Raw genomic sequence first — 20,168 nt, 5'->3', positions numbered from 1 at the left:
GCATTTTTGTATGTACAGGTTTCTATGTTTTAAGACTGAGTTACCAGAACGTATCGCGACGTTTCGCGCGAGCGATAATATTTTCCGGCATCCGTTGCTCTAAACCTTGGCGCAGTCGCGAAATTCGCTTGTATTGACGCTGGTCGGCAGTCACGGAGTTATACAGCCAGCGATAAGCATCTTCGTAATCAAGCGGACTACCATAATCACGCAGCAATAATTCTGCTAAATGGATACGGGCATTGAGGTTGCCCATTGCAGCCGCTTCTCGTAAATAAGGGATCGCGCGTTCTTTATCTTGTTGAACAAACGTTCCACGTGAGTAATAGCGGCCAAGTTGCTCAAGCGCGGTTGGCAGGCCCTGATGCGCAGCATTTTCCATGTAGTACAGGCCAAGCTCAACATCCTGATCGACACATACCCCCCACGCCAACATATCGCCATATAAAAATTCATATGACGGTAAGTTGATGCGAGTCGCACGCGCAACAATATCTTCCACCAATTGGCAGTTGTCGGCTTTGACGCGCTCCAAATGTTTATTCTGTTCGATCAGTTTAATTAGTTCAGCTTCGGAATATATCGGCACTGGCGCCCCCACATCCGCTACGTTAGCGTAACTAAAGGTCGCATACAGTGACATCATCAACGAAGCTGCTACTGTTCGTAGCTTCATACCTGCACTATACCTGCACTATTGTTGAATTCGATGCCTACCTACCTAAATAATAGGCAGAATTAGTCTCGATAACTTTATCGGCAATGTCAGAAAAGTCTTTAGACAAAATTTGCCGCAAGTTGGCAATAGCTTGCCATAAGCTGTTGAAACTTTCACCAACCAAGGTCAACAAAGCGCGCAATAAAAAAGCCGACCCAAAGGTCGGCTTTCTCTAAACGAAGTTGCTAATTACTTAGATTCGAATGGGTGAACCTTGATAATAGTTTCGTTACGATCTGGGCCTGTAGAGATGATGTCTACAGGTACGCCAGTTAGCTCTTCGATACGTTTGATGTAATCAAGTGCCGCTTGTGGAAGTGCGTCTAGTGATTTAGCACCAAATGTGTTTTCAGACCAGCCTGGCATAGTTTCGTAGATTGGTGTTACTTTTTCGTACTCGTCAGCAGCCATTGGCGAAACTTCTAGTACAGAGCCGTCTTCCATCTTGTAACCAGTACAGATTTTTAGCTCTTCAAGACCATCTAGCACGTCTAGTTTAGTTAGACAGAAACCAGTTACTGAGTTGATTTGGATTGCACGGCGCATTGCTACTGCATCGAACCAACCAGTACGACGTAGACGACCCGTTGTTGCACCGAACTCGTGGCCAACAGTACCTAGGTGTTTACCTACAGGATCTTGCTTATCTAGACCGTCGTAAAGTTCAGTTGGGAATGGACCTGCACCAACGCGAGTACAGTAAGCTTTCGCGATACCAAGGATGTAACCTAGGTGACGAGGACCAAAACCAGAACCTGCAGCAACACCACCAGCAGTCGTGTTAGAAGAAGTTACATATGGGTAAGTACCGTGGTCGATGTCAAGAAGTGTACCTTGGGCACCTTCGAACATGATTTTGTCGCCGCGCTTACGTGCAGCATCTAGTTCGTCAGTTACGTCCATAACCATTGAAGTTAGTAGTTCAGCGTAGCCTTTCGCTTGCTCAAGTACTTCTTCATAGCTTACAGCGTCAGCTTTGTAGTAGTTAACTAGTGCGAAGTTATGGTATTCCAAATTTTAGGTAACGCGCAGACCCATGTTGAAAGGGCCGAACGCTCGACCGATAGCTTCCGCGGCGATACGCGCTTTCTTTTGGAGGATTTCATTTTTTAAGAGCTTAGGCCAGGTGATAGAACAACACCGTTACCGATAACGCATTTTACGTTATCGCGAAGGATACCTGATGGAATTAGGTGAAGAACAGTTTTCTCACCATCAATTACAAGTGTGTGACCTGCGTTGTGACCGCCTTGGTAGCGCACCACGTATTTTGCATCTTCAGTTAAAAGGTCTACGATTTTACCTTTACCTTCGTCACCCCATTGGGTGCCTAGAACGACTACGTTATTTCCCATCTTTCCAAGTCTGATTGCTAGTTAAAAAAGGATTCTAGCACCGAATCACTCTTCTTGCAGTCATTTTTTAATCATCGATTTGTAATGAACATGCGATTGGCAAGCGCGAAAGAAAAGGCAAAGTTCACTCTGCTGGATTGTCGATTTTATTAGTATTGGTCTCTGGAGAAAGAGATTTCCTTCGCTTAGCATGGGTTTACTACTAACAATAAAAAAGCGAAGTCGATATTCATCTCCTTCGCTTTTTTCGAGCTCAGCCCAATAATAAAACAGGCTTGGCACTAGTGATTAGTGAGAGCCACAACCGCCGCCACCGCAGCACTCGTGATCATCACCTTTGTCTTCGCCACCACAGCAACCGCCTTCGTGGTCGTGATCATGACCACCACAGCAGCCGCCACCTTGGTGGATATGACCGTGAGCGATCTCTTCTTCAGTTGCTTCGCGAATTGCTACAACTTCAACACTGAAAGTTAGAGTTTGACCCGCTAGCATGTGGTTACCGTCAACCACAACTTCGTCGCCATCTACTTCAGTTACTTCTACTGGGATTGGACCTTGGTCAGTATCCGCTAGGAAACGCATACCAACTTCGATTTGGTCAACACCTTGGAATACTTCAGCAGGAACACGTTGAACTAGGTCATCGCTGTGCTCACCGTAAGCATCTTCAGGAGCAACAGTTACTTCAAATTTGTCACCTACAACTTTACCTTCTAGAGCGTTTTCTAGACCAGTGATAAGGTTGTTGTTACCGTGCAAGTAATCTAGAGGCGCATCTACAGTTGATTGATCAACGATAGCACCATCTTCAAGTTGCAATTGGTACGCTAGGCTTACGACTACGTTCTTTTCGATTTTCATAATTGCTCCGAGGCATTATTGGCTACCCATACGAAATGGGAAAAAACACTATCTTGCGTATTATGGGGATCAATTTGAGAAACACAATCAACTCGGACGAAAAATACCGATCATATTTTCATCAGCGCGAGCGGTATTTTCCATTGACTGAGGTTTACGTTGATCGTGGTAATCACAATCAACACACTCAACTAACTCGATATTATTTTCGATCCACCAGCGCAAACTGTCTTGTTGTTGGCATTTAGGGCAACTGGCGCCCGCAATAAATCTCTTTTTCATTCTATTTGTCTCCTAGTCCCAGAAGTTTTTGCTCTGCTGATCGTTCTCCATTTCACGACCAAATATCTCTTCTAGTTCTTTACGGGCTTCCTTGGCTCGTTGGGCCAATTGTTTATCTTCATTGTGCTGTGGCAAAAGTTCTTTCAACATTGCATTGTCGAGCTTTCTAAAATGCGCTTCTGCGCGCTGTGCTTGATAAGGATGCATACCCAACTCCACCAGCGCCAACTTGCCTAGGTCAAGCGCACCAAGAAACGTCTCACGAGAATACTTATCCACGCCGTGACTCAGCAATTGATACGCTTCCACTCGGCTGCGAGCACGAGCAAGGATTTTCAAGTGTGGAAAGTGCTGCTTGCACAAATCAACAATCTGCATAATTTCATCCGGCGAATCGGTACAGAGAATGATCGCTTCTGCTTTGTTTGCGCCCGCAGCGCGTAGCAAATCTACTTGCGTTGCATCACCATAAAACACTTTATAGCCGTACTTTCTCAGCAATTTGATTTGGCTTGCATCGCTTTCCAAAATGGTCAGTTTGATTTTGTTGGCATACAGCAAACGGCCAACAATTTGCCCAAAGCGGCCAAATCCCGCAATGATCACCCTTGGTTGATTATCGATAACATCCGAGGCTAGCTGCCCTTCATCTTCTACATTGAGTTTGAGCGCATACCACTTCTCCTGCCCCATTAGCAAAAGCGGCGTGGTCACCATAGATAAACTGACCACCACCAGCAAAAATGCGGTCTGTTCTGTAGTGAGGAGATGTTGGCTTTGAGCAGCCGTAAAAATAACGAAAGCAAATTCGCCACCTTGACTCAATATCGCCGCCATTCGGCTGCGAGATTTGGCTCGAATGCCAGCCGCTCGTGCGAGTGCGTACAGTAACAGGCCTTTAATCGTGATTAACGCCAACACACTCAGGAGAATAGTCCATGGCTGTAACGCCAATAAACGCAAGTTGACGGCCATGCCGACCGCGATAAAAAACAACCCCAGCAACAATCCTTTGAATGGCTCGATGGCGATTTCCAGCTCATGGCGATATTCACTTTCTGCCAAGAGCACGCCAGCTAAGAAGGCACCGAGTGCCATCGATAAGCCAAGCTGCTTCATAATGAGCGCAATACCAATCACCAATAGCAAAGCGGCAACAGTAAATAGCTCTCGAACGCCACTGGCGACGACATAACGAAACAATGGGCGTAGCAAAAAGTGGCCGCCGACTAATAAGCCAATTACTCCGCCGAGCATATACAGTCCATCTTGCCAGTTACCTGACGTGTTACCCGCTAATAGCGGTAATAAGGCCAACATAGGAATCACGGCAATATCTTGAAATAGCAGCACGGCAAAACCCGATTGACCGGTTTCACTGCCCGCTAAGCCTTGCTCTTCAATCACTCGTAAAGCAATTGCTGTTGAAGACAGCGCGAGGCCCATACCAATAGTTAAACTCACCTGCCAACTGAGCCCCATAACATTAGCAACGCTGGCTAGAAATGTAGTCGTTAAAAGTACCTGAGCCCCACCAAGACCAAGTATTGGACCACGCAATTGCCAGAGTTTTTTAGGATTCAGTTCAAGCCCGATCAAAAATAGCAGCAGTACCACACCAAACTCGGCGAAATGTAAAATCGCATCCACATCGCGAATGAGACCAAGCCCCCAAGGACCGATCGCGACCCCAGCTAATAGATAGCCCAATACACTTCCTAGCCCTAAGCGCTGTGCAATTGGCACTGCCACCACGGCCGCGGTCAGAAATATGGCACTGCTTTGAAGAAAGTCACCCTCTAACGCCATCGTGACCTCCTATATTTGGTGTGCTCTCATCACCACAAACGATATCGACATTCTCTAATGGAGAAGTGAGCCACTGGCGATATTGTTCGGCATGCTGAACACGCTCTAAATCACTAACATTACGCGCCCAGTAAAGCACTAATGGTTCTATCCAATTCATGCGACAAAGCGCTGCGGTCAGTTCAAAAGGCTGTAAAATTTGTTCTAACGGATACTTGTTGTAGCCGAACTCACCAAACGCCTCTTGTTTGCCACCTACCGTGATCACGCTGCGCCAATATTTACCGCGTAATGCGTTGCCCTCGCCGTAGGCAAACCCTTTTTGCCCCAATACACGATCGAGCCACTCTTTCAGTAAGGCTGGACAAGAATAAAGATAGAGTGGGTGGTGAAATACGATGACGTCGTGTTCAAGCAGTGCTCGCTGTTCAGTACCGACATCAATAAAAAAATCAGGGTAAAGGGCATAAAGATCGCGCACCGTAACATGTTCAAGCTCTTTGATGCGGTTGATCATCACTTGATTGGCGACCGATACTTGAGATTCGGGATGGGCGTAAATAACCAAAACTTTGGTTTGAGCGGCAACTGAGAAATCCATTCCTTGTACAGCGTTCCTTTTATTTTCGTTATCATTTTGTTATACGCGGTTGACGCGCATAACGCAATGATCGACTTTTTCGCTCAATCCTCCTACTATGCGTGGCGAATCGATTAAAGAAAAAACAAAACTCTATGATTACCTTCTCTGACATCCAACTACTACGCGGCGGTAAGCCCCTACTAGACAACGCATCAGCGACCATTCATCCTGGCGACAAAGTCGGCTTAGTGGGCAAAAATGGCTGTGGTAAATCTACGCTTTTCGCCTTAATCAAAGACGAGCTCCATATTGATGCGGGTAACTTTAGCAAACCTGCACACTGGGAATTAGCTTGGGTTGCACAGGAAACCCCTGCGCTTGATCGCACCGCGTTGGAATATGTCATTGATGGCGACCGTGAGTATCGCTCGCTAGAGCAACAACTGCTGTCAGCAGAAGAAGCTGACCGTGGCACTTTAGTTGCCGAGCTACACGGTAAAATCGAAACCATCGGCGGCTATAGCATTCGCGCTCGTGCAGCAGAACTACTAGACGGCTTAGGCTTTACTCAAGCGCAAATGAGTTGGAACCTAACTCAGTTCTCCGGTGGTTGGCGTATGCGTCTTAACCTAGCCCAAGCGCTGCTATGCCGATCTGATTTACTGCTTCTCGATGAACCAACCAACCACTTAGACCTTGATGCGGTGATGTGGCTGGAGCGTTGGTTACAGAGCTACCCAGGTACGTTAGTGCTAATTTCTCATGACCGTGATTTTCTTGACCCAATTGTTGGCCGAGTGATTCATGTCGAGAACCAAAAACTTAACGAGTACACTGGCAACTACTCATCATTTGAAGAGCAGCGAGCACAAAAGCTGATCCTGCAACAAGCGATGTTTGCTAAGCAACAAAAGCAAGTCGCGCATATGCAGAGCTACATCGACCGCTTCCGTTACAAAGCATCAAAAGCGCGCCAAGCACAAAGTCGTATCAAGGCTCTAGAGCGTATGGAAAAGGTGCTACCAGCACAGTTTGATAACCCATTTAGCTTTGAATTTCGTGAACCGGATGCGCTACCAAATCCAATTATGATGATGGATGATACTTCGGCGGGTTACGGTGACAATCTGATCCTAGAAAAGATTCGCCTTAACTTAGTTCCCGGAAGCCGCATCGGTCTACTCGGTCGTAACGGTGCCGGTAAATCAACATTGATCAAATTGTTGTCTGCCGAGTTAAAACCACAAAGTGGCGATCTGACATACTCACAAGGGGTGAAGATTGGGTACTTTGCTCAGCACCAATTGGAAACTCTGCACCCAGAAGAGACCCCTCTACAACATATGATGCAGATTGCGCCAAAACATACTGAGCAACAACTGCGTGATTATCTAGGTAGTTTTGGTTTCCAAGGTGACAAAGCATTAGAAAAGGTCGCACCATTCTCTGGTGGTGAAAAAGCACGTTTGGTGTTAGCTCTGATTGTGTGGCAGAAGCCCAACTTATTGCTACTCGACGAACCAACCAACCACCTTGATTTAGATATGCGCCAAGCACTCACCATGGCACTGCAAAGCTTTGAAGGTGCTATGGTCATCGTCTCGCACGACCGTTATCTACTGCGTGCGACAACCGATGATTTGTATTTGGTACATGACCGTCAAGTGGCCCCATTTGATGGCGACTTAAATGACTACTACAAATGGCTGACTGATCAACAAAAAGCAGAACGTCGCGAAGCACAAGCGGAACAACCAGAGAAAAATAACACCAACAGTGCGGCAGCGAAAAAGATCAGAAACGTCGCGAAGCTGAATTCCGAAAACTGACCGCGCCAATTCGCAAGAATCTGACAAAGCTTGAAGAAAAAATGGATAAGTTAGGTGCAAAACTGGCGATGGCTGAAGAGCAATTGGCAGATAACTCACTTTATGAAGCCGAAAATAAGGCTAAACTTAATCAAGTTCTCACAGAGCAGGCCTCCAGTAAAACGGCATTGGAAGATGTAGAAATGGAATGGATGGCTCTTCAAGAAGAGCTAGAGCAGATGGAACAGGAATTCAATAATCAATGACTATAGAGCGCGTACATCTTTCACTTACCCTAGAGCGACTCTGGCAGTTCAGTCTGCAATATTACAGCGTGCGAGAAGTGAAAGAGGCGTGCTTAACTCTGCAAAACCACTACCATGGCAACGTCAACTTGCTCCTCTTGCTCAAGTGGCTAGATGAGCAAGGCGCAACCATCGCCAAATCGGACTGGGCTCAAGTCGAACTATGCTTGAGCCGCTCCGAATCTCTGCTCACTAGCTTTCGAGAATTTCGCCGCAAGGTGAAATTAACCCTTCCCGATAGCCTTTATCGAGAAGCTCTCCAATTTGAATTACAACTCGAGAAGCAGCAGCAATCCGATTTAGTCGATTGTATTAACGGTTTAACCTTACACAATGCCAGCGGTGAACCATTGACTCTGTTCTACTGCCGCAAGTTAGATGCTGAGCATCTCCATCAGGCGTTTGCTTCTCCGTTTCCAGATCACGATGTGGCCGCCTCGCTATGACAAAATTCACTGCAGCTCGGGGGATGAGCAATCCTCACCTTCAAACTCTTGCCCCGCGTTTTATTCGTAAAAAGGCACTATTCGAACCAGTTTGGCAAACACTCGACACACCGGATGGTGACTTTCTTGATCTGGCTTGGAGCGAAGATCCCAATTCAAAATCCGCCCAAAATAAACCGCTGTTTATTCTGTTTCATGGATTAGAGGGCTGTTTCTATAGCCCGTATGCCAATGGATTGATGGCCGCTTTTGCTAAACAAGGTTGGTTATCTGTAATGATGCACTTTCGCGGCTGTAGCGGTAAACCAAATCGTTTAGCTCGTGCTTATCATTCTGGAGAGACTGAAGATGCTCGATTTTTCCTTCAGCACATCCATCAGCAATTTCCCGAGCAGAGCAAAGTCGCAATAGGAATCTCTTTGGGTGGCAATATGCTGGCCAATTACCTCGCAGAATACGCAGACAACCCGCTGTTGAATGCCGCAACCATTGTCTCAGCGCCACTCGATCTTGCTGCCTGTTCACTGCGCATCGAGCAAGGCTTTTCGAAACTGTATAAAGCCTATTTACTTAAATCTCTGAAACGTAATGCGCTGCGTAAACACCATATGCTCAAAGGCGAGTTAGGACTCAACTATCAGAGCATCAAACGTGTGACCAAACTGTCTGATTTTGATGATCTTGTCACCGCCCCTCTGCATGGGTTTAAAAATGCTGAAGATTATTATCAACGCTGCTCCGGTATCCACCGCCTACAGCAAATCAAATTACCAACTCAGATCATTCACGCTAAAGATGATCCTTTCATGACTGATGCGGTAATACCCCATTTTGTTCTGCCAGATAACATCGATTATCGATTAATGGACAATGGCGGTCATGTCGGCTTTGTAACTGGCTCTATGCTCAAGCCTCGTTTCTGGTTAGAGGAAACACTTCCTGCTTACTATCAAGCACTGAAAACCGCATAATGTAGGGCAGCGATATACGCTGCCCACCCGCTGATAGAAATACGATCATAGAATTAAGAGGTCTTTATGATTATTCCTTGGCAAGAGATTGCACCCGATACGCTTGATAATCTTATCCGCGAATTCGTTCTCCGTGAGGGTACTGATTACGGCGAAGTCGAAATCTCTCTGCAAGATAAAGTTGATCAAGTGAAAGCTCAATTGCAAACCGGTGAAGCTGTGATTGTTTTTTCTGAATTACACGAGACGGTCGATATTCAACTCAAGCAGAAGTTTTAACTGCTTTACGCTTTTTAAATAAAAGTTTAAAAATGTAACCTTTGTGTGTTATACCAAGTAGCTGAAAACGGTGATGCTCTAATCGAGATCATCGCAAAATAACAACAAACAATAACGTTATTTAGACAGGGTTTGTCATGTCAGCTAAGCATCCAATTATCGCCGTAACAGGCTCATCCGGGGCAGGAACTACCACCACTTCTGAAGCTTTTCGTAAAATGTTCAATATGATGGACATTAGACCTGCATGGGTTGAAGGGGATAGTTTCCATCGTTTTACACGCCCAGAGATGGATATTGAGATCCGCAAAGCTCGTGAGCAAGGTCGACACATCAGCTACTTTGGCCCTCAAGCCAACGATTTTCCCGCACTCGCTGAATTTTTCCGTCAATACGGTGCTGATGGCACAGGTAAAGTACGCCGCTATTTACACACCTTTGATGAAGCCGTCCCCTACAACCAAATGCCTGGTACGTTTACGCCATGGCAAGAACTACCGGAAAATAGTGATGTGCTTTTCTATGAGGGTTTACATGGTGGTGTCGTCGATGGTGAGGTGAATGTTTCACAGCACGTCGACTTTCTAATCGGCATGGTGCCGATCGTTAACCTTGAATGGATTCAAAAATTTGTGCGCGATACTCGAGATCGAGGCCACTCTCGTGAAGCGGTGATGGACTCGATTGTGCGATCAATGGATGACTATTTAAACTATATTACTCCGCAATTTTCGCGTACTCACATCAACTTTCAACGCGTACCGACCGTCGATACCTCAAACCCACTTGATGCGAAAGGTATTCCGAGCCTAGATGAAAGCTTCGTTGTAATTCGCCTACGCGGCTTCAAAAATGTCGACTACCCTTACCTATTGGCAATGATTGATGGCTCATTTATGTCTCGTCATAACACGCTTGTTGTGCCGGGGGGAAAAATGAGTTTCGCGATGGAATTAATCGTTCGGCCAATCCTACAGCAACTGATAGAAACCGGAAAAATTGGCTGACAAGTTGTATAGCCAACCCGCCATAAAATACGCGTTTTTGCTAGCGCTCCTCTGCATGCAAAAGTACGCTGACTAAAAGCGCCAACACTCCAAGATTGGTATTTTGGTATCACTTGGTTGTATATAAACACGATTACTTTTCATACCGTGATCATGTGCACGTTTTTGCGTACAAAATTTCAGCGACTACCCGATTAAAATCAAGAAATGATTCGGGAAAAAGGATACTATTTGTAGCCGAAACACAAGATAGCTTGCAGCACCAGATAAGTGCTCTTATCCTAGTTATCCCAATTGGGCATAGGTAAAACATGGAAAGCGCAAGCGTACCCTGCAGAGGAAGTGAGATATTATGGTTCTAGGTAAACCTCAAACCGATCCAACATTAGAGTGGTTCCTTTCACACTGTCATATTCATAAGTACCCGTCAAAAAGCACGCTAATTCACGCGGGCGAAAAAGCTGAAACGTTGTACTACATCGTTAAAGGCTCTGTTGCGGTACTTATCAAAGACGAAGAAGGTAAGGAAATGATCCTTTCTTACCTAAACCAAGGTGATTTCATCGGTGAGCTTGGTCTATTTGAAGAAGATCAAGAGCGTACCGCTTGGGTTCGTGCTAAATCTCCTTGTGAGGTTGCTGAAATTTCATTCAAGAAATTCCGTCAGCTGATTCAAGTTAATCCAGACATCCTAATGCGCCTGTCTTCGCAAATGGCTCGTCGTCTACAAGTGACTAGCCAAAAAGTGGGTGACCTAGCATTCCTAGATGTAACTGGTCGTATTGCACAAACGCTACTAAACCTAGCGAAACAACCTGATGCGATGACGCACCCTGACGGTATGCAAATCAAGATCACTCGCCAAGAAATCGGCCAAATCGTTGGCTGTTCTCGCGAAACCGTAGGTCGCATTCTGAAAATGCTTGAAGAGCAAAACCTAATTTCTGCTCACGGTAAAACGATCGTTGTGTACGGAACTCGCTAATTCACGGATGTGAGTAAGCAAACATTTAAAAAGCCACCTTCGGGTGGCTTTTTCTTAAGAGTTGGTACTCTCAAATATCTTATCCGCTGAGGCGGCGACAAAACCGGAATACAGCTCGCCGTTAGGCATTGGATAGCGCTTAGCAAACTCGTAAAAGCCACCGGGCAATAACACCACACCATCCTCAAACTCGACTTGAACTTTATCAGCCATGGTAGCGGATTGCTCTAGTAAAACGTCAGCTGAACCCTTCACTTCACCACCGGATTGATTGATGACAAACCCTGATGACTTAAGATAATCATTAACCTGTTGCACCTCAGCAAACTGAGTCAATTGATTAACACTTACGGTAAAGTGATTGGCACCATAGCCATGTGCTGCTACCCATGCTGCATATTCGCTCTCATCTGCTAGTAGCATATATTCTTGATGGGTTAACTGCCATGGTCGCCCAGCATAGAGAAACTCGCTGCCCTGCATATATTGAGGCTCAATTTGCTCAACCAATTGCTTGACGATTCGCTGTAACTGCGTTGAACACTCTTCCAGCTTTAACTCACTAATAAACACTTTCGGTAAATTTGCATCAGCATGCTGATAGTGTTTCGCCACCAGCTTTTTGGCAACGAATTGATAATCGCCAGACGCTTGGTAACCTAACTCGATAAATGGTTGTGCCAGCACCTCTAAATTGACAGATGTTAGATTAAAGGTGCGCAGTGCAATATGGTCATTGATGAGGGGTTCATTTTCCTCCAGCAAGCGATGTACGTTGCCAGCAGAAGGACATAAGCGTTCGGTATAGTCATGCCACAATGATTGAAACAGATCATTAGGCGTCAGTGAATTCGACATCATGGCAACTCCTTGTCAAATTGGGCTGAATAGCTGGAACTGATTATTAGTCTAGTTGAGTAATCAGCAAGCTAATCAATTTATTTCCAACTCACGATATGGGTCACTAAACTTCGCCACCCCTCTTAATCAAACCGAATCCCTGGACTTAATATTTCCGGCAACACCGTGCACTCCCCCTCCATTGAAGCCATCGGGTAAGCGCAGTAATCCGCCGCATAGAAAGCACTAGGACGTAAATTGCCCGATGCGCCCGGTCCGCCAAAGGGCGCATCACCACTAGCACCCGTGAGTGGTCTATTGCGATTCACGATGCCGGCACGAATATGCTCGATAAAATATTGCCACTCTTGATCTTGAGTAGAAATCAACCCTGCAGAAAGACCAAAGCGAGTATCGTTTGCCATCACAATTGCCTGCTCAAACTCTTGATAGCGAATCACCTGTAATAACGGGCCAAAGTACTCTTCATCGGGTAGCGACTCGATTAAGGTAACGTCAATAATTCCCGGACTGACAAACGCAGCGTCTCCACCTTGTGCTTCAAGTAGACTGACTCCGCCTAGTTGCTGCAATTGCTTTTGTGCTTCCAGTAAAACCTTGGCTGCATGAGTGGAAATTTGTGGACCGATAAAAGGCGCAGGCTCAGCAAACGGTTGATCGATCGTCAAGTTAGTTGTGGTTGTCACCAATGCAGATAACAGCGCATCACCAGCCTCACCAAGCGGCACATACAAACGACGCGCACACGTGCAGCGTTGACCTGCACTTAAAAATGCCGATTGTATAATGGTATAGACCGTAGCTTGAATATCGCCGTAATATTCAGAAACGACTAGTGGATTATTGCCGCCCATTTCCAGCGCCAGCATCTTGTCCGGCTGCCCAGCAAATTGACGATGCAAAAGATGACCGGTATTGGCACTCCCTGTAAATAACAGGCCATCAATACCCTTAGCTTCCGCAAGCGCAATACCCGTCTGTTTAGCGCCTTGAACAAGATTCAGCACTCCAATAGGTAAGCCTGCTTGTTGCCATAACTTCACTGCAATCTCACCGGTCAATGGGGTTTGTTCCGAGGGTTTAAATACCACAGTATTGCCCGCCAACAACGCTGGAACTATATGACCATTTGGCAAGTGAGCAGGGAAGTTATAGGGGCCAAATACCGCCATCACCCCAAGTGGACGATGACGCAGCACCACTTGGTTGCCAGCCACTTCTCGCTGCGTTTCTCCGGTGCGTTGATGGTAAGCCCTAATTGATATGGCAATTTTGCCTGCCATTGCCGATGCTTCAGTGCGAGCCTCCCATAAAGGCTTACCGGTTTCTTTGGCGATGACTTGGGCTATCTGCTCACTATTGGCTTGCACCAATTCAGCGAAACGCAATACCACAGCTTCTCGCTCGGAAATGGGCATGGCTTTCCATTCAAGCAATGCACTGCGTGCGGCGCTAACCGCCATTTCAACTTGTTCAGCACTAGCACTATGCCCTTGCCACACCATTTCACCATCATAAGGTGTCACCGAAGCAAAAGGCTCACCAACACCTTCAATCCACTGACCTGCTATCCAATGTGTCATAACGACTCTCCTTGTTACTCAAGCAATGGGTATTTTATAGCGCCAACATACGCACCATATCGCCCTGCTCTACTTGTAGCGCTTTAGCAGCATCAGGCGAAATAATCACACAGTCGCTCGCTTGGTCATAAGCCGCCTTAGTCGTCACGGCTCGAAAATGTTCAAATGAGGTATTGCTGATCAGATAGTTGATATCACTGCTATGCTCGCGTATCTCTACTTTGGCACGAAACGAATGACGTACCGATTCGATATTTTTAACATCACATTCTACAGTAGGGCCGCCATCAAAAATGTCGACATAGTTTCGACAAGTGAAGCCTTCTCGCTCAAGCAGGCTAAGCGCAGGCTTGGTATTTTCATGCACTTGCCCGATAACCGCTTGCGCCTCTTTACTTAATAAGCTTATGTAAATCGGCAACTTAGGCATTAAATCGGCAATAAAGCCTTTCTTTCCGATCCCAGTAAGATAATCGGCCATGGTAAATTCAATGCTGAAGAAGTGCTCTTGCAGCCACTGCCAGAATGGCGAATTACCGTCAGCATCAGACACACCGCGCATCTCAGCAAAGACGGTTTTGGAAAAACGATGTGGGTGTTCTGCCATCATCAAAAAACGGCATTTCGACATTAATCGACCATTGAGTCCGCCACGAAATTTTTCACGCAGAAATAACGTGCAGATTTCGCTGCAACCGGTGTAGTTGTTACCAAAGGTTAGCAGTTTGACGGTATTATTTACCCCAAGCTTTGGTGATGAGTGCACAATAGTACTGATATGATAGGAATAAAAAGGCACATCCCAACCAATGGCCGCCTCTATTCCAGTGCAGCCCGCCACTTCACCGGTGTCGCTATCAAACCCCACCATTAAGTAGCCTTCATCACCCGGCTCTGTCACATCGGGTTTACTAAAGCTGTATTCGGAATGCGTAATACGGTTGGTCAGTAGCTCTTGATTAACCGGTAACGAAGTGAATCCATGCCCAGATTCCACCGCACAGGTGTGCAGCGCATCGTAATCAGACATGGAGATTGGACGAACAACTAACATAGATACTCCCTCCTCACTTAAATAAACACTTATGGTGATATTTAAGGTCGCTTTTCCCTGCAGCAGCTCTGCCAAAAAATAAGTATTGAAATGACCGCTGATTGGCAAGCAGCGGCCATCTAGAAATAACTACTCGACTAGAGTCGCTATCGCTTTATCTAATCTTGCTAGCCCTTCAGCAATCTCTTGTGGAGTAATCACTAGTGACGGAGTAAAACGCACCACATTCGCCCCTGCAACTAATACCATCAATCCCTGCTTACCCGCCGCTACTAACACATCGCGCGCTTTACCTTGCCACTGCTCATTAAGTGCAGCGCCAAGCAATAAGCCTTTACCACGGATCTCACTGAAGATGTGGTATTTATTGTTGATAGCTTCCAGACCTTGACGGAATAGCGCTTCACGCTCTTTGACGCCTGCTAGCGTTTGTGGCTGGCTAACAACATCAATCACCGCTTCCGCCACAGCACACGCCAGTGGATTGCCGCCATAAGTGGAGCCGTGAGTGCCGACTTTAAAGTGCTCAGCCAACTTATTGGTGGTTAACATTGCACCAATGGGAAAGCCTCCACCAAGTGATTTAGCCGTGCTGAGAATATCTGGAGTAATGCCTAGACCTTGATAAGCGTAGAACTCACCTGTGCGACCGTTGCCTGTTTGCACTTCATCAAAAATCAATAGTGCATTGTGCTTATCACAGAGTTCACGCACGGTTTGTACAAACTCAGCAGTGGGGGGAATAATCCCGCCCTCACCTTGCAGTGGCTCCATCATAATTGCACAGGTGCGATCGGAGATGTGGGCACGCAATGCATCCACATCATTGTAATCAAGGTGAATAATGTCACCTGGTTTTGGTCCAAAGCCATCTGAATAAGCCGCTTGACCGCCAACGGTAACGGTAAAGAAAGTCCGACCGTGGAAGCCTTGTTTAAAAGCAATGATTTGTGACTTTTCAGGCCCAAAAGCATCGGCAGCATAACGGCGAGCCAGTTTGAGCGCCGCCTCATTAGCTTCAGCGCCGGAGTTGGCAAAGAATACTTTGTCTGCAAAACAAAGATCAGTCAGTTTTTTGGCTAAACGCAGCGCTGGCTCATTGGTCATTACATTGCTGAGGTGCCACAACTTTTGTCCTTGTTCGGTGAGCGCATTCACCATAGCAGGATGACAATGACCTAAACAGCTCACTGCGATACCACCAGCAAAATCAATATATTGATTTCCTTCCTGATCCCACAAACTTGAGCCTTCACCTTTCACTGGGATCATTTCCATCGGGCTATAACAAGGTACCATCACCTCATCAAACAGCTCTCGCTGTACATTCATTTCCATCGCCATCGCTCATTCCCTCTCGATTGCCACGCCAGTGCAGGCTTTGCATCCTAACTTTGCTACTATTAAGTATAGAAACAAATATTTGTATCGGACATCAAGTTACACAGCATTTTATTTACATTTAATTAACCATTTCAATAGTGTTTTATACTGTTTGCCACCACCAGCACGATCACACCATTACCACCATGACTATTTATGCATTAAAAGAAGGTTTTATGAAGCATTTTCTACTTAACTTGGCTATAAGATAAGCTTTTTGTGGTGCGTGTATGATGCTTAGAACGATACCATTTTGGAGCAATAACAATTGCACAAGCATGCATTATGGTCACCGGATAGATAAAGCGAAGAAATGTGATTTAGGTAAGGATAAATCTGCTCACAAGCACCTTGAAGTTATGACTTGTGAGCTAACCACTAACGAGTGAGGAAATTGGCCAGTAGTTGATGACCTTGTTCAGTCTTAATTGATTCAGGGTGAAACTGCACCGCATCAATCGGTAGAGTTTTGTGTTGGTAGCCCATAATTTCATCCATTGAGCCATCTTCAAACTCTGTCCAAGCAGTCAGTTCAAAACACTGTGGTAAGGTATCCGCTTTCACCACTAACGAGTGGTAACGAGTCACGGTTAAAGGATTGTTCAATCCTTTAAATACGCTTTTGCCATTATGACAAATTGGCGAGGTTTTACCATGCATCACTCGGCGAGCGCGCACCACTTCACCACCAAATACTTGAGCAATCGCTTGATGACCAAGACAAACACCTAAAATTGGCAATTTGCCAGCAAAGTGTTCAATCGCCTCTAGAGAAATACCCGCCTCATTGGGCGTACATGGTCCTGGCGAGATGACCAAATGGGTAGGCTCAAGCGCTTCAATGCCTTGAATATCAATTTGATCATTACGCACTACCTGTACTTCCGCACCGAGTTCGCAGAAATATTGGTAGAGGTTATAAGTAAACGAATCGTAATTATCAATGATAAGTAGCATGACGGATAAACAGCTCAATAATCAATCTTAAACAGGGCGAGTATTGTGCAATAGTGCCCCATAAAGGCAAGTAAAACTTTTCAGCGTAGAAACGAAAAAGGCCAGCATCATGCTGACCTTTATCTAATAACTTAACTGCTTATGGGCGAGTAACAAAGCCTACCGCTTTATACACTTCTTGTAGTGTAACGGCTGCACGAGCCGAAGCTTTTTCCGCACCTTGCTTCATCACTTGATCCATATATGCACGATCCGCACGAATACGATGGTACTCTGCTTGAATAGGTTCAAGCATTGCCACTAGCGCTTCACCCACATCTTTCTTAAATGGACCGTACATCTCTACGCCTTGGTATTTCGCCTCAATCTCTTCAAAGCTCATACCCGTTGCCGCAGAGTACAGACCCATTAGGTTTGAGATACCCGCTTTGTTTTCCCAATCGTTAGCGATACGTGGCGGAGTCTCTGTATCGGTTTGCGCTTTGTTGATCTTCTTAATGATCGACTTAGGGTCTTCCAGCAGAGTGATCACGTTTTTACGGTTGTCATCTGATTTAGACATCTTCTTCGTCGCATCCTGCAGACTCATTACACGAGCATTGACCGTTGGAATGTATGGCTCAGGAATGGTGAAGATTGGCTGCTCTGGTGAGTAGATGTTGTTAAAACGAGTTGCGATATCACGAGCAAGCTCTAGATGTTGTTTCTGATCGCTACCCACTGGCACTTGGTGCGCACCGTACAGCAGAATATCAGCTGCCATTAGCACTGGGTAACCAAATAGACCCACGTTTACATCGTTCGCATAGCGTGCCGATTTATCTTTAAACTGAGTCATGCGGCTCAGTTCACCCATTTGGGTATAACAGTTAAGAAGCCAACCAAGTTGAGCATGTTCTGGTACGTGTGACTGAACAAATAACGTGCTCTTCTTTGGATCAACACCAACCGCAAGACAGATTGCTAATGCATCTAGAGTTGCTTCATGCAGCGCCTTAGGATCTTGGCGTACTGTAATCGCATGAAGGTCAACCACGCAGTATTGGCAATCGTAATCATCTTGCATCTGCTGCCATTGACGTAGAGCACCCAAGTAGTTACCGATACTTAGTTCACCTGAAGGTTGAACGCCACTCAATACGATGGGCTTGCTCATGGATGGATTCCTTTGAATTCTTAATCTAAATAATTTGGGGAGATACCGAAAAAATCACTCATCACTTCTGATTCATCTAGCAAGATGGTGAAGCCATGCATCCCGATAAATAATATGGAATGCCGCTTACACAGCTAAAGAGCTCAGAAAGCCGATGAGTGCGGTTTTCTCAGTGTACTCATTGATGAGTATTTTGGAAGATCTTTTCATCGCCTTAGGCAGAAACAGCGACCACTTCGAGTAATTCTGCGATGTTGTCAGCGACAAAATCTGGATCGCTTGTGGCAATCGGCTCACCATGGTTGTAACCATAAGTTAGACCAAATGAACGACAACCCGCGTTTTTCGCCGCCAGAATGTCATTTTTCGAGTCACCGACCATCAACATTTCACTTGGCTGACAAGCGTGTTTTTCCATTAACCAATTAAGTGCCACTGGGTTTGGTTTACGTTCTGGAAACGCGTCACCACCCAATACATCACTAAAGAAGTGATCAATACCATGCTGTACCAATACTTCTGGCACAAACTTAGATGGCTTGTTAGTGACCAATGCTAAAGTAAAACCCGCTTGCTTAAGTGCAACTAAGGTCTCTTTAACAGCTGGATATAGATGGCTGAGCTTGTGACCGCTTTGCTGATAAAAATCATCAAACAGCACACGGCCTTGAGCTAACAACTCAGGGCTAAATTCTGGGTTAATCGTCAGACTTTGGCTTAAGGCACGACCAATAAGAATATCAGCACCGTTACCTACGTAATCACGCACTTGCTCTTCAGTCACGCCAGCAAAACCGAGTTCACGTACCGCTTGATCAGCCGCAACTGCTAAATCGGGCACGCTATCGAGTAGCGTACCGTCGAGATCAAAAGCGATCAGTTTTAATTCGTTCAATGCTCTATCCTACTTACTTGAATTTTGCGCTCAGGATTATTGTGCTTTCGCTAGTTCGGCACGCATTTCATCGATTACTTGTTTGTAATCTGGCTGACTAAAGATTGCAGAGCCAGCAACAAACATATCCGCACCGGCTTCAGCGATTTCACGAATGTTGTCGACTTTTACCCCGCCATCGATTTCCAAACGGATATCGCGGCCAGATTCATCAATCATTTTGCGCACTGCACGTAGTTTATCTAACGTATTTGGGATAAATGACTGACCACCAAAACCTGGGTTCACTGACATCAGTAGAATCATATCTACTTTGTCGATGATGTATTCTAGGTGAACCAGTGGCGTGGCTGGGTTAAGAACAACACCCGCTTTACAGCCGTGTTCTTTGATTAGCTGCAACGTACGGTCTACATGCTCAGAAGCTTCAATGTGGAAGGTGATCATTGATGCGCCCGCTTTGGCAAAATCAGGAATGATGCGGTCAACCGGTTTTACCATTAGGTGTACGTCGATAGGAGCTGTAATGCCGTAGTCACGTAGCGCTTTACACACAGGAGCACCAAAAGTCAGGTTTGGCACATAGTGGTTGTCCATAACGTCAAAGTGCACAACATCCGCACCTGCTGCGAGAACTTTCTCTACGTCTTCACCAAGACGTGCAAAATCCGCAGACAGAATCGATGGAGCGATAAGGAAATCTTTCATACCTGACCTCAAAAAGTAAATTGGCTTCATTGCGTAAATTTGGCGCAATTCTACCTAAGCGCTGAGGCAGATGATAGTAGCGGGTTAAGAAATGTGTGCTGGGGACACGTCAATATCAAGTATCCGTATGCGATGGAATATTAGAAAATTAATACCGAC

Annotated in this window: 18 protein-coding genes and 2 pseudogenes; 6 read left to right on the top strand and 14 right to left on the bottom strand. The window is 45.8% G+C overall.

Annotation, left to right across the window (positions count from 1 at the left end; translation table 11 throughout):
* Window positions 1–40: 40 nt before the first annotated feature.
* From motX to kefG, 6 genes and pseudogenes are all read right to left on the bottom strand, one after another.
* Entirely contained in the window at window positions 41–676 is a 636-nt protein-coding gene (gene motX / locus Vt282_RS01175) for a flagellar protein MotX (RefSeq protein ID WP_162062359.1), read from the bottom strand.
* 231 nt (window positions 677–907) lie between these two features.
* Window positions 908–2,073, bottom strand: a pseudogene (locus tag Vt282_RS01170) (adenylosuccinate synthetase).
* Between the two features lie 288 nt (window positions 2,074–2,361).
* Window positions 2,362–2,937 (bottom strand): peptidylprolyl isomerase, encoded by a 576-nt coding sequence (gene slyD / locus Vt282_RS01165; protein WP_162047314.1) that lies wholly within the window; start codon window positions 2,935–2,937, stop codon window positions 2,362–2,364.
* 87 nt (window positions 2,938–3,024) lie between these two features.
* Window positions 3,025–3,219, bottom strand: coding sequence for a YheV family putative zinc ribbon protein (locus Vt282_RS01160; protein ID WP_162047315.1), 195 nt, complete (start codon window positions 3,217–3,219; stop codon window positions 3,025–3,027).
* A gap of 12 nt (window positions 3,220–3,231) precedes the next feature.
* Entirely contained in the window at window positions 3,232–5,028 is a 1,797-nt protein-coding gene (gene kefB, locus Vt282_RS01155) for a glutathione-regulated potassium-efflux system protein KefB (RefSeq protein WP_162047316.1), read from the bottom strand.
* Complete coding sequence (kefG, locus tag Vt282_RS01150) at window positions 5,012–5,629, bottom strand: glutathione-regulated potassium-efflux system ancillary protein KefG (RefSeq protein WP_162062358.1); 618 nt, start codon at window positions 5,627–5,629, stop codon at window positions 5,012–5,014. The genes kefB and kefG overlap by 17 nt, the downstream gene beginning before the upstream one ends.
* Before the next feature lie 134 nt (window positions 5,630–5,763).
* On the opposite strand from kefG, the pseudogene Vt282_RS01145 reads away from it, so the two are divergent.
* From Vt282_RS01145 to crp, 6 genes and pseudogenes are all read left to right on the top strand, one after another.
* Window positions 5,764–7,685, top strand: a pseudogene (locus Vt282_RS01145) (ABC transporter ATP-binding protein).
* On the top strand, window positions 7,682–8,170 hold the full coding sequence (locus Vt282_RS01140) for a TIGR02444 family protein (protein WP_162062357.1): 489 nt from the start codon (window positions 7,682–7,684) through the stop codon (window positions 8,168–8,170). The pseudogene Vt282_RS01145 and the gene Vt282_RS01140 overlap by 4 nt, the downstream one beginning before the upstream one ends.
* Window positions 8,167–9,141, top strand: coding sequence for a hydrolase (locus tag Vt282_RS01135; RefSeq protein WP_162062356.1), 975 nt, complete (start codon window positions 8,167–8,169; stop codon window positions 9,139–9,141). Before Vt282_RS01140 ends, Vt282_RS01135 begins: the two co-directional genes overlap by 4 nt.
* A 66-nt stretch (window positions 9,142–9,207) precedes the next feature.
* Window positions 9,208–9,420, top strand: coding sequence for a YheU family protein (locus tag Vt282_RS01130; RefSeq protein ID WP_162047321.1), 213 nt, complete (start codon window positions 9,208–9,210; stop codon window positions 9,418–9,420).
* Between the two features lie 137 nt (window positions 9,421–9,557).
* Complete coding sequence (locus Vt282_RS01125; protein WP_162062355.1) at window positions 9,558–10,427, top strand: phosphoribulokinase; 870 nt, start codon at window positions 9,558–9,560, stop codon at window positions 10,425–10,427.
* 352 nt (window positions 10,428–10,779) lie between these two features.
* On the top strand, window positions 10,780–11,412 hold the full coding sequence (gene crp / locus Vt282_RS01120; RefSeq protein WP_005597159.1) for a cAMP-activated global transcriptional regulator CRP: 633 nt from the start codon (window positions 10,780–10,782) through the stop codon (window positions 11,410–11,412).
* A 54-nt stretch (window positions 11,413–11,466) separates the two neighbouring features.
* Here crp and Vt282_RS01115 read toward each other — a convergent pair whose 3' ends face one another.
* The 8 genes from Vt282_RS01115 to rpe all read right to left on the bottom strand — a co-directional run bounded on the left by Vt282_RS01115 (window position 11,467) and on the right by rpe (window position 20,009).
* Window positions 11,467–12,258 (bottom strand): DUF1338 domain-containing protein, encoded by a 792-nt coding sequence (locus Vt282_RS01115; RefSeq protein ID WP_162063657.1) that lies wholly within the window; start codon window positions 12,256–12,258, stop codon window positions 11,467–11,469.
* Window positions 12,259–12,395: 137 nt separating this feature from the next.
* On the bottom strand, window positions 12,396–13,856 hold the full coding sequence (gene astD, locus Vt282_RS01110; protein WP_162062354.1) for a succinylglutamate-semialdehyde dehydrogenase: 1,461 nt from the start codon (window positions 13,854–13,856) through the stop codon (window positions 12,396–12,398).
* 34 nt (window positions 13,857–13,890) lie between these two features.
* Window positions 13,891–14,910, bottom strand: a complete 1,020-nt coding sequence (gene astA, locus Vt282_RS01105; protein ID WP_162062353.1) for an arginine N-succinyltransferase — start codon at window positions 14,908–14,910, stop codon at window positions 13,891–13,893.
* Between the two features lie 129 nt (window positions 14,911–15,039).
* Window positions 15,040–16,254 (bottom strand): aspartate aminotransferase family protein, encoded by a 1,215-nt coding sequence (locus Vt282_RS01100; protein ID WP_162062352.1) that lies wholly within the window; start codon window positions 16,252–16,254, stop codon window positions 15,040–15,042.
* Window positions 16,255–16,671: 417 nt separating this feature from the next.
* Window positions 16,672–17,250, bottom strand: a complete 579-nt coding sequence (locus Vt282_RS01095) for an aminodeoxychorismate/anthranilate synthase component II (RefSeq protein WP_162062351.1) — start codon at window positions 17,248–17,250, stop codon at window positions 16,672–16,674.
* A gap of 139 nt (window positions 17,251–17,389) precedes the next feature.
* Complete coding sequence (gene trpS / locus Vt282_RS01090; protein WP_162047325.1) at window positions 17,390–18,406, bottom strand: tryptophan--tRNA ligase; 1,017 nt, start codon at window positions 18,404–18,406, stop codon at window positions 17,390–17,392.
* 214 nt (window positions 18,407–18,620) lie between these two features.
* Window positions 18,621–19,301 carry a phosphoglycolate phosphatase gene (locus Vt282_RS01085; RefSeq protein ID WP_162062350.1) on the bottom strand — a complete coding sequence of 227 codons (681 nt, stop codon included), beginning with the start codon at window positions 19,299–19,301 and terminating at the stop codon, window positions 18,621–18,623.
* Window positions 19,302–19,337: 36 nt separating this feature from the next.
* A complete protein-coding gene (gene rpe, locus Vt282_RS01080; protein WP_162062349.1) occupies window positions 19,338–20,009 on the bottom strand; it encodes a ribulose-phosphate 3-epimerase in 672 nt (223 codons plus the stop codon).
* Between the last annotated feature and the right edge of the window lie 159 nt (window positions 20,010–20,168).

The organism is Vibrio taketomensis, from assembly GCF_009938165.1.
In the GTDB taxonomy this organism is placed as follows: domain Bacteria; phylum Pseudomonadota; class Gammaproteobacteria; order Enterobacterales; family Vibrionaceae; genus Vibrio; species Vibrio taketomensis.
This window is presented reverse-complemented; position numbering and strand designations above follow the sequence as displayed.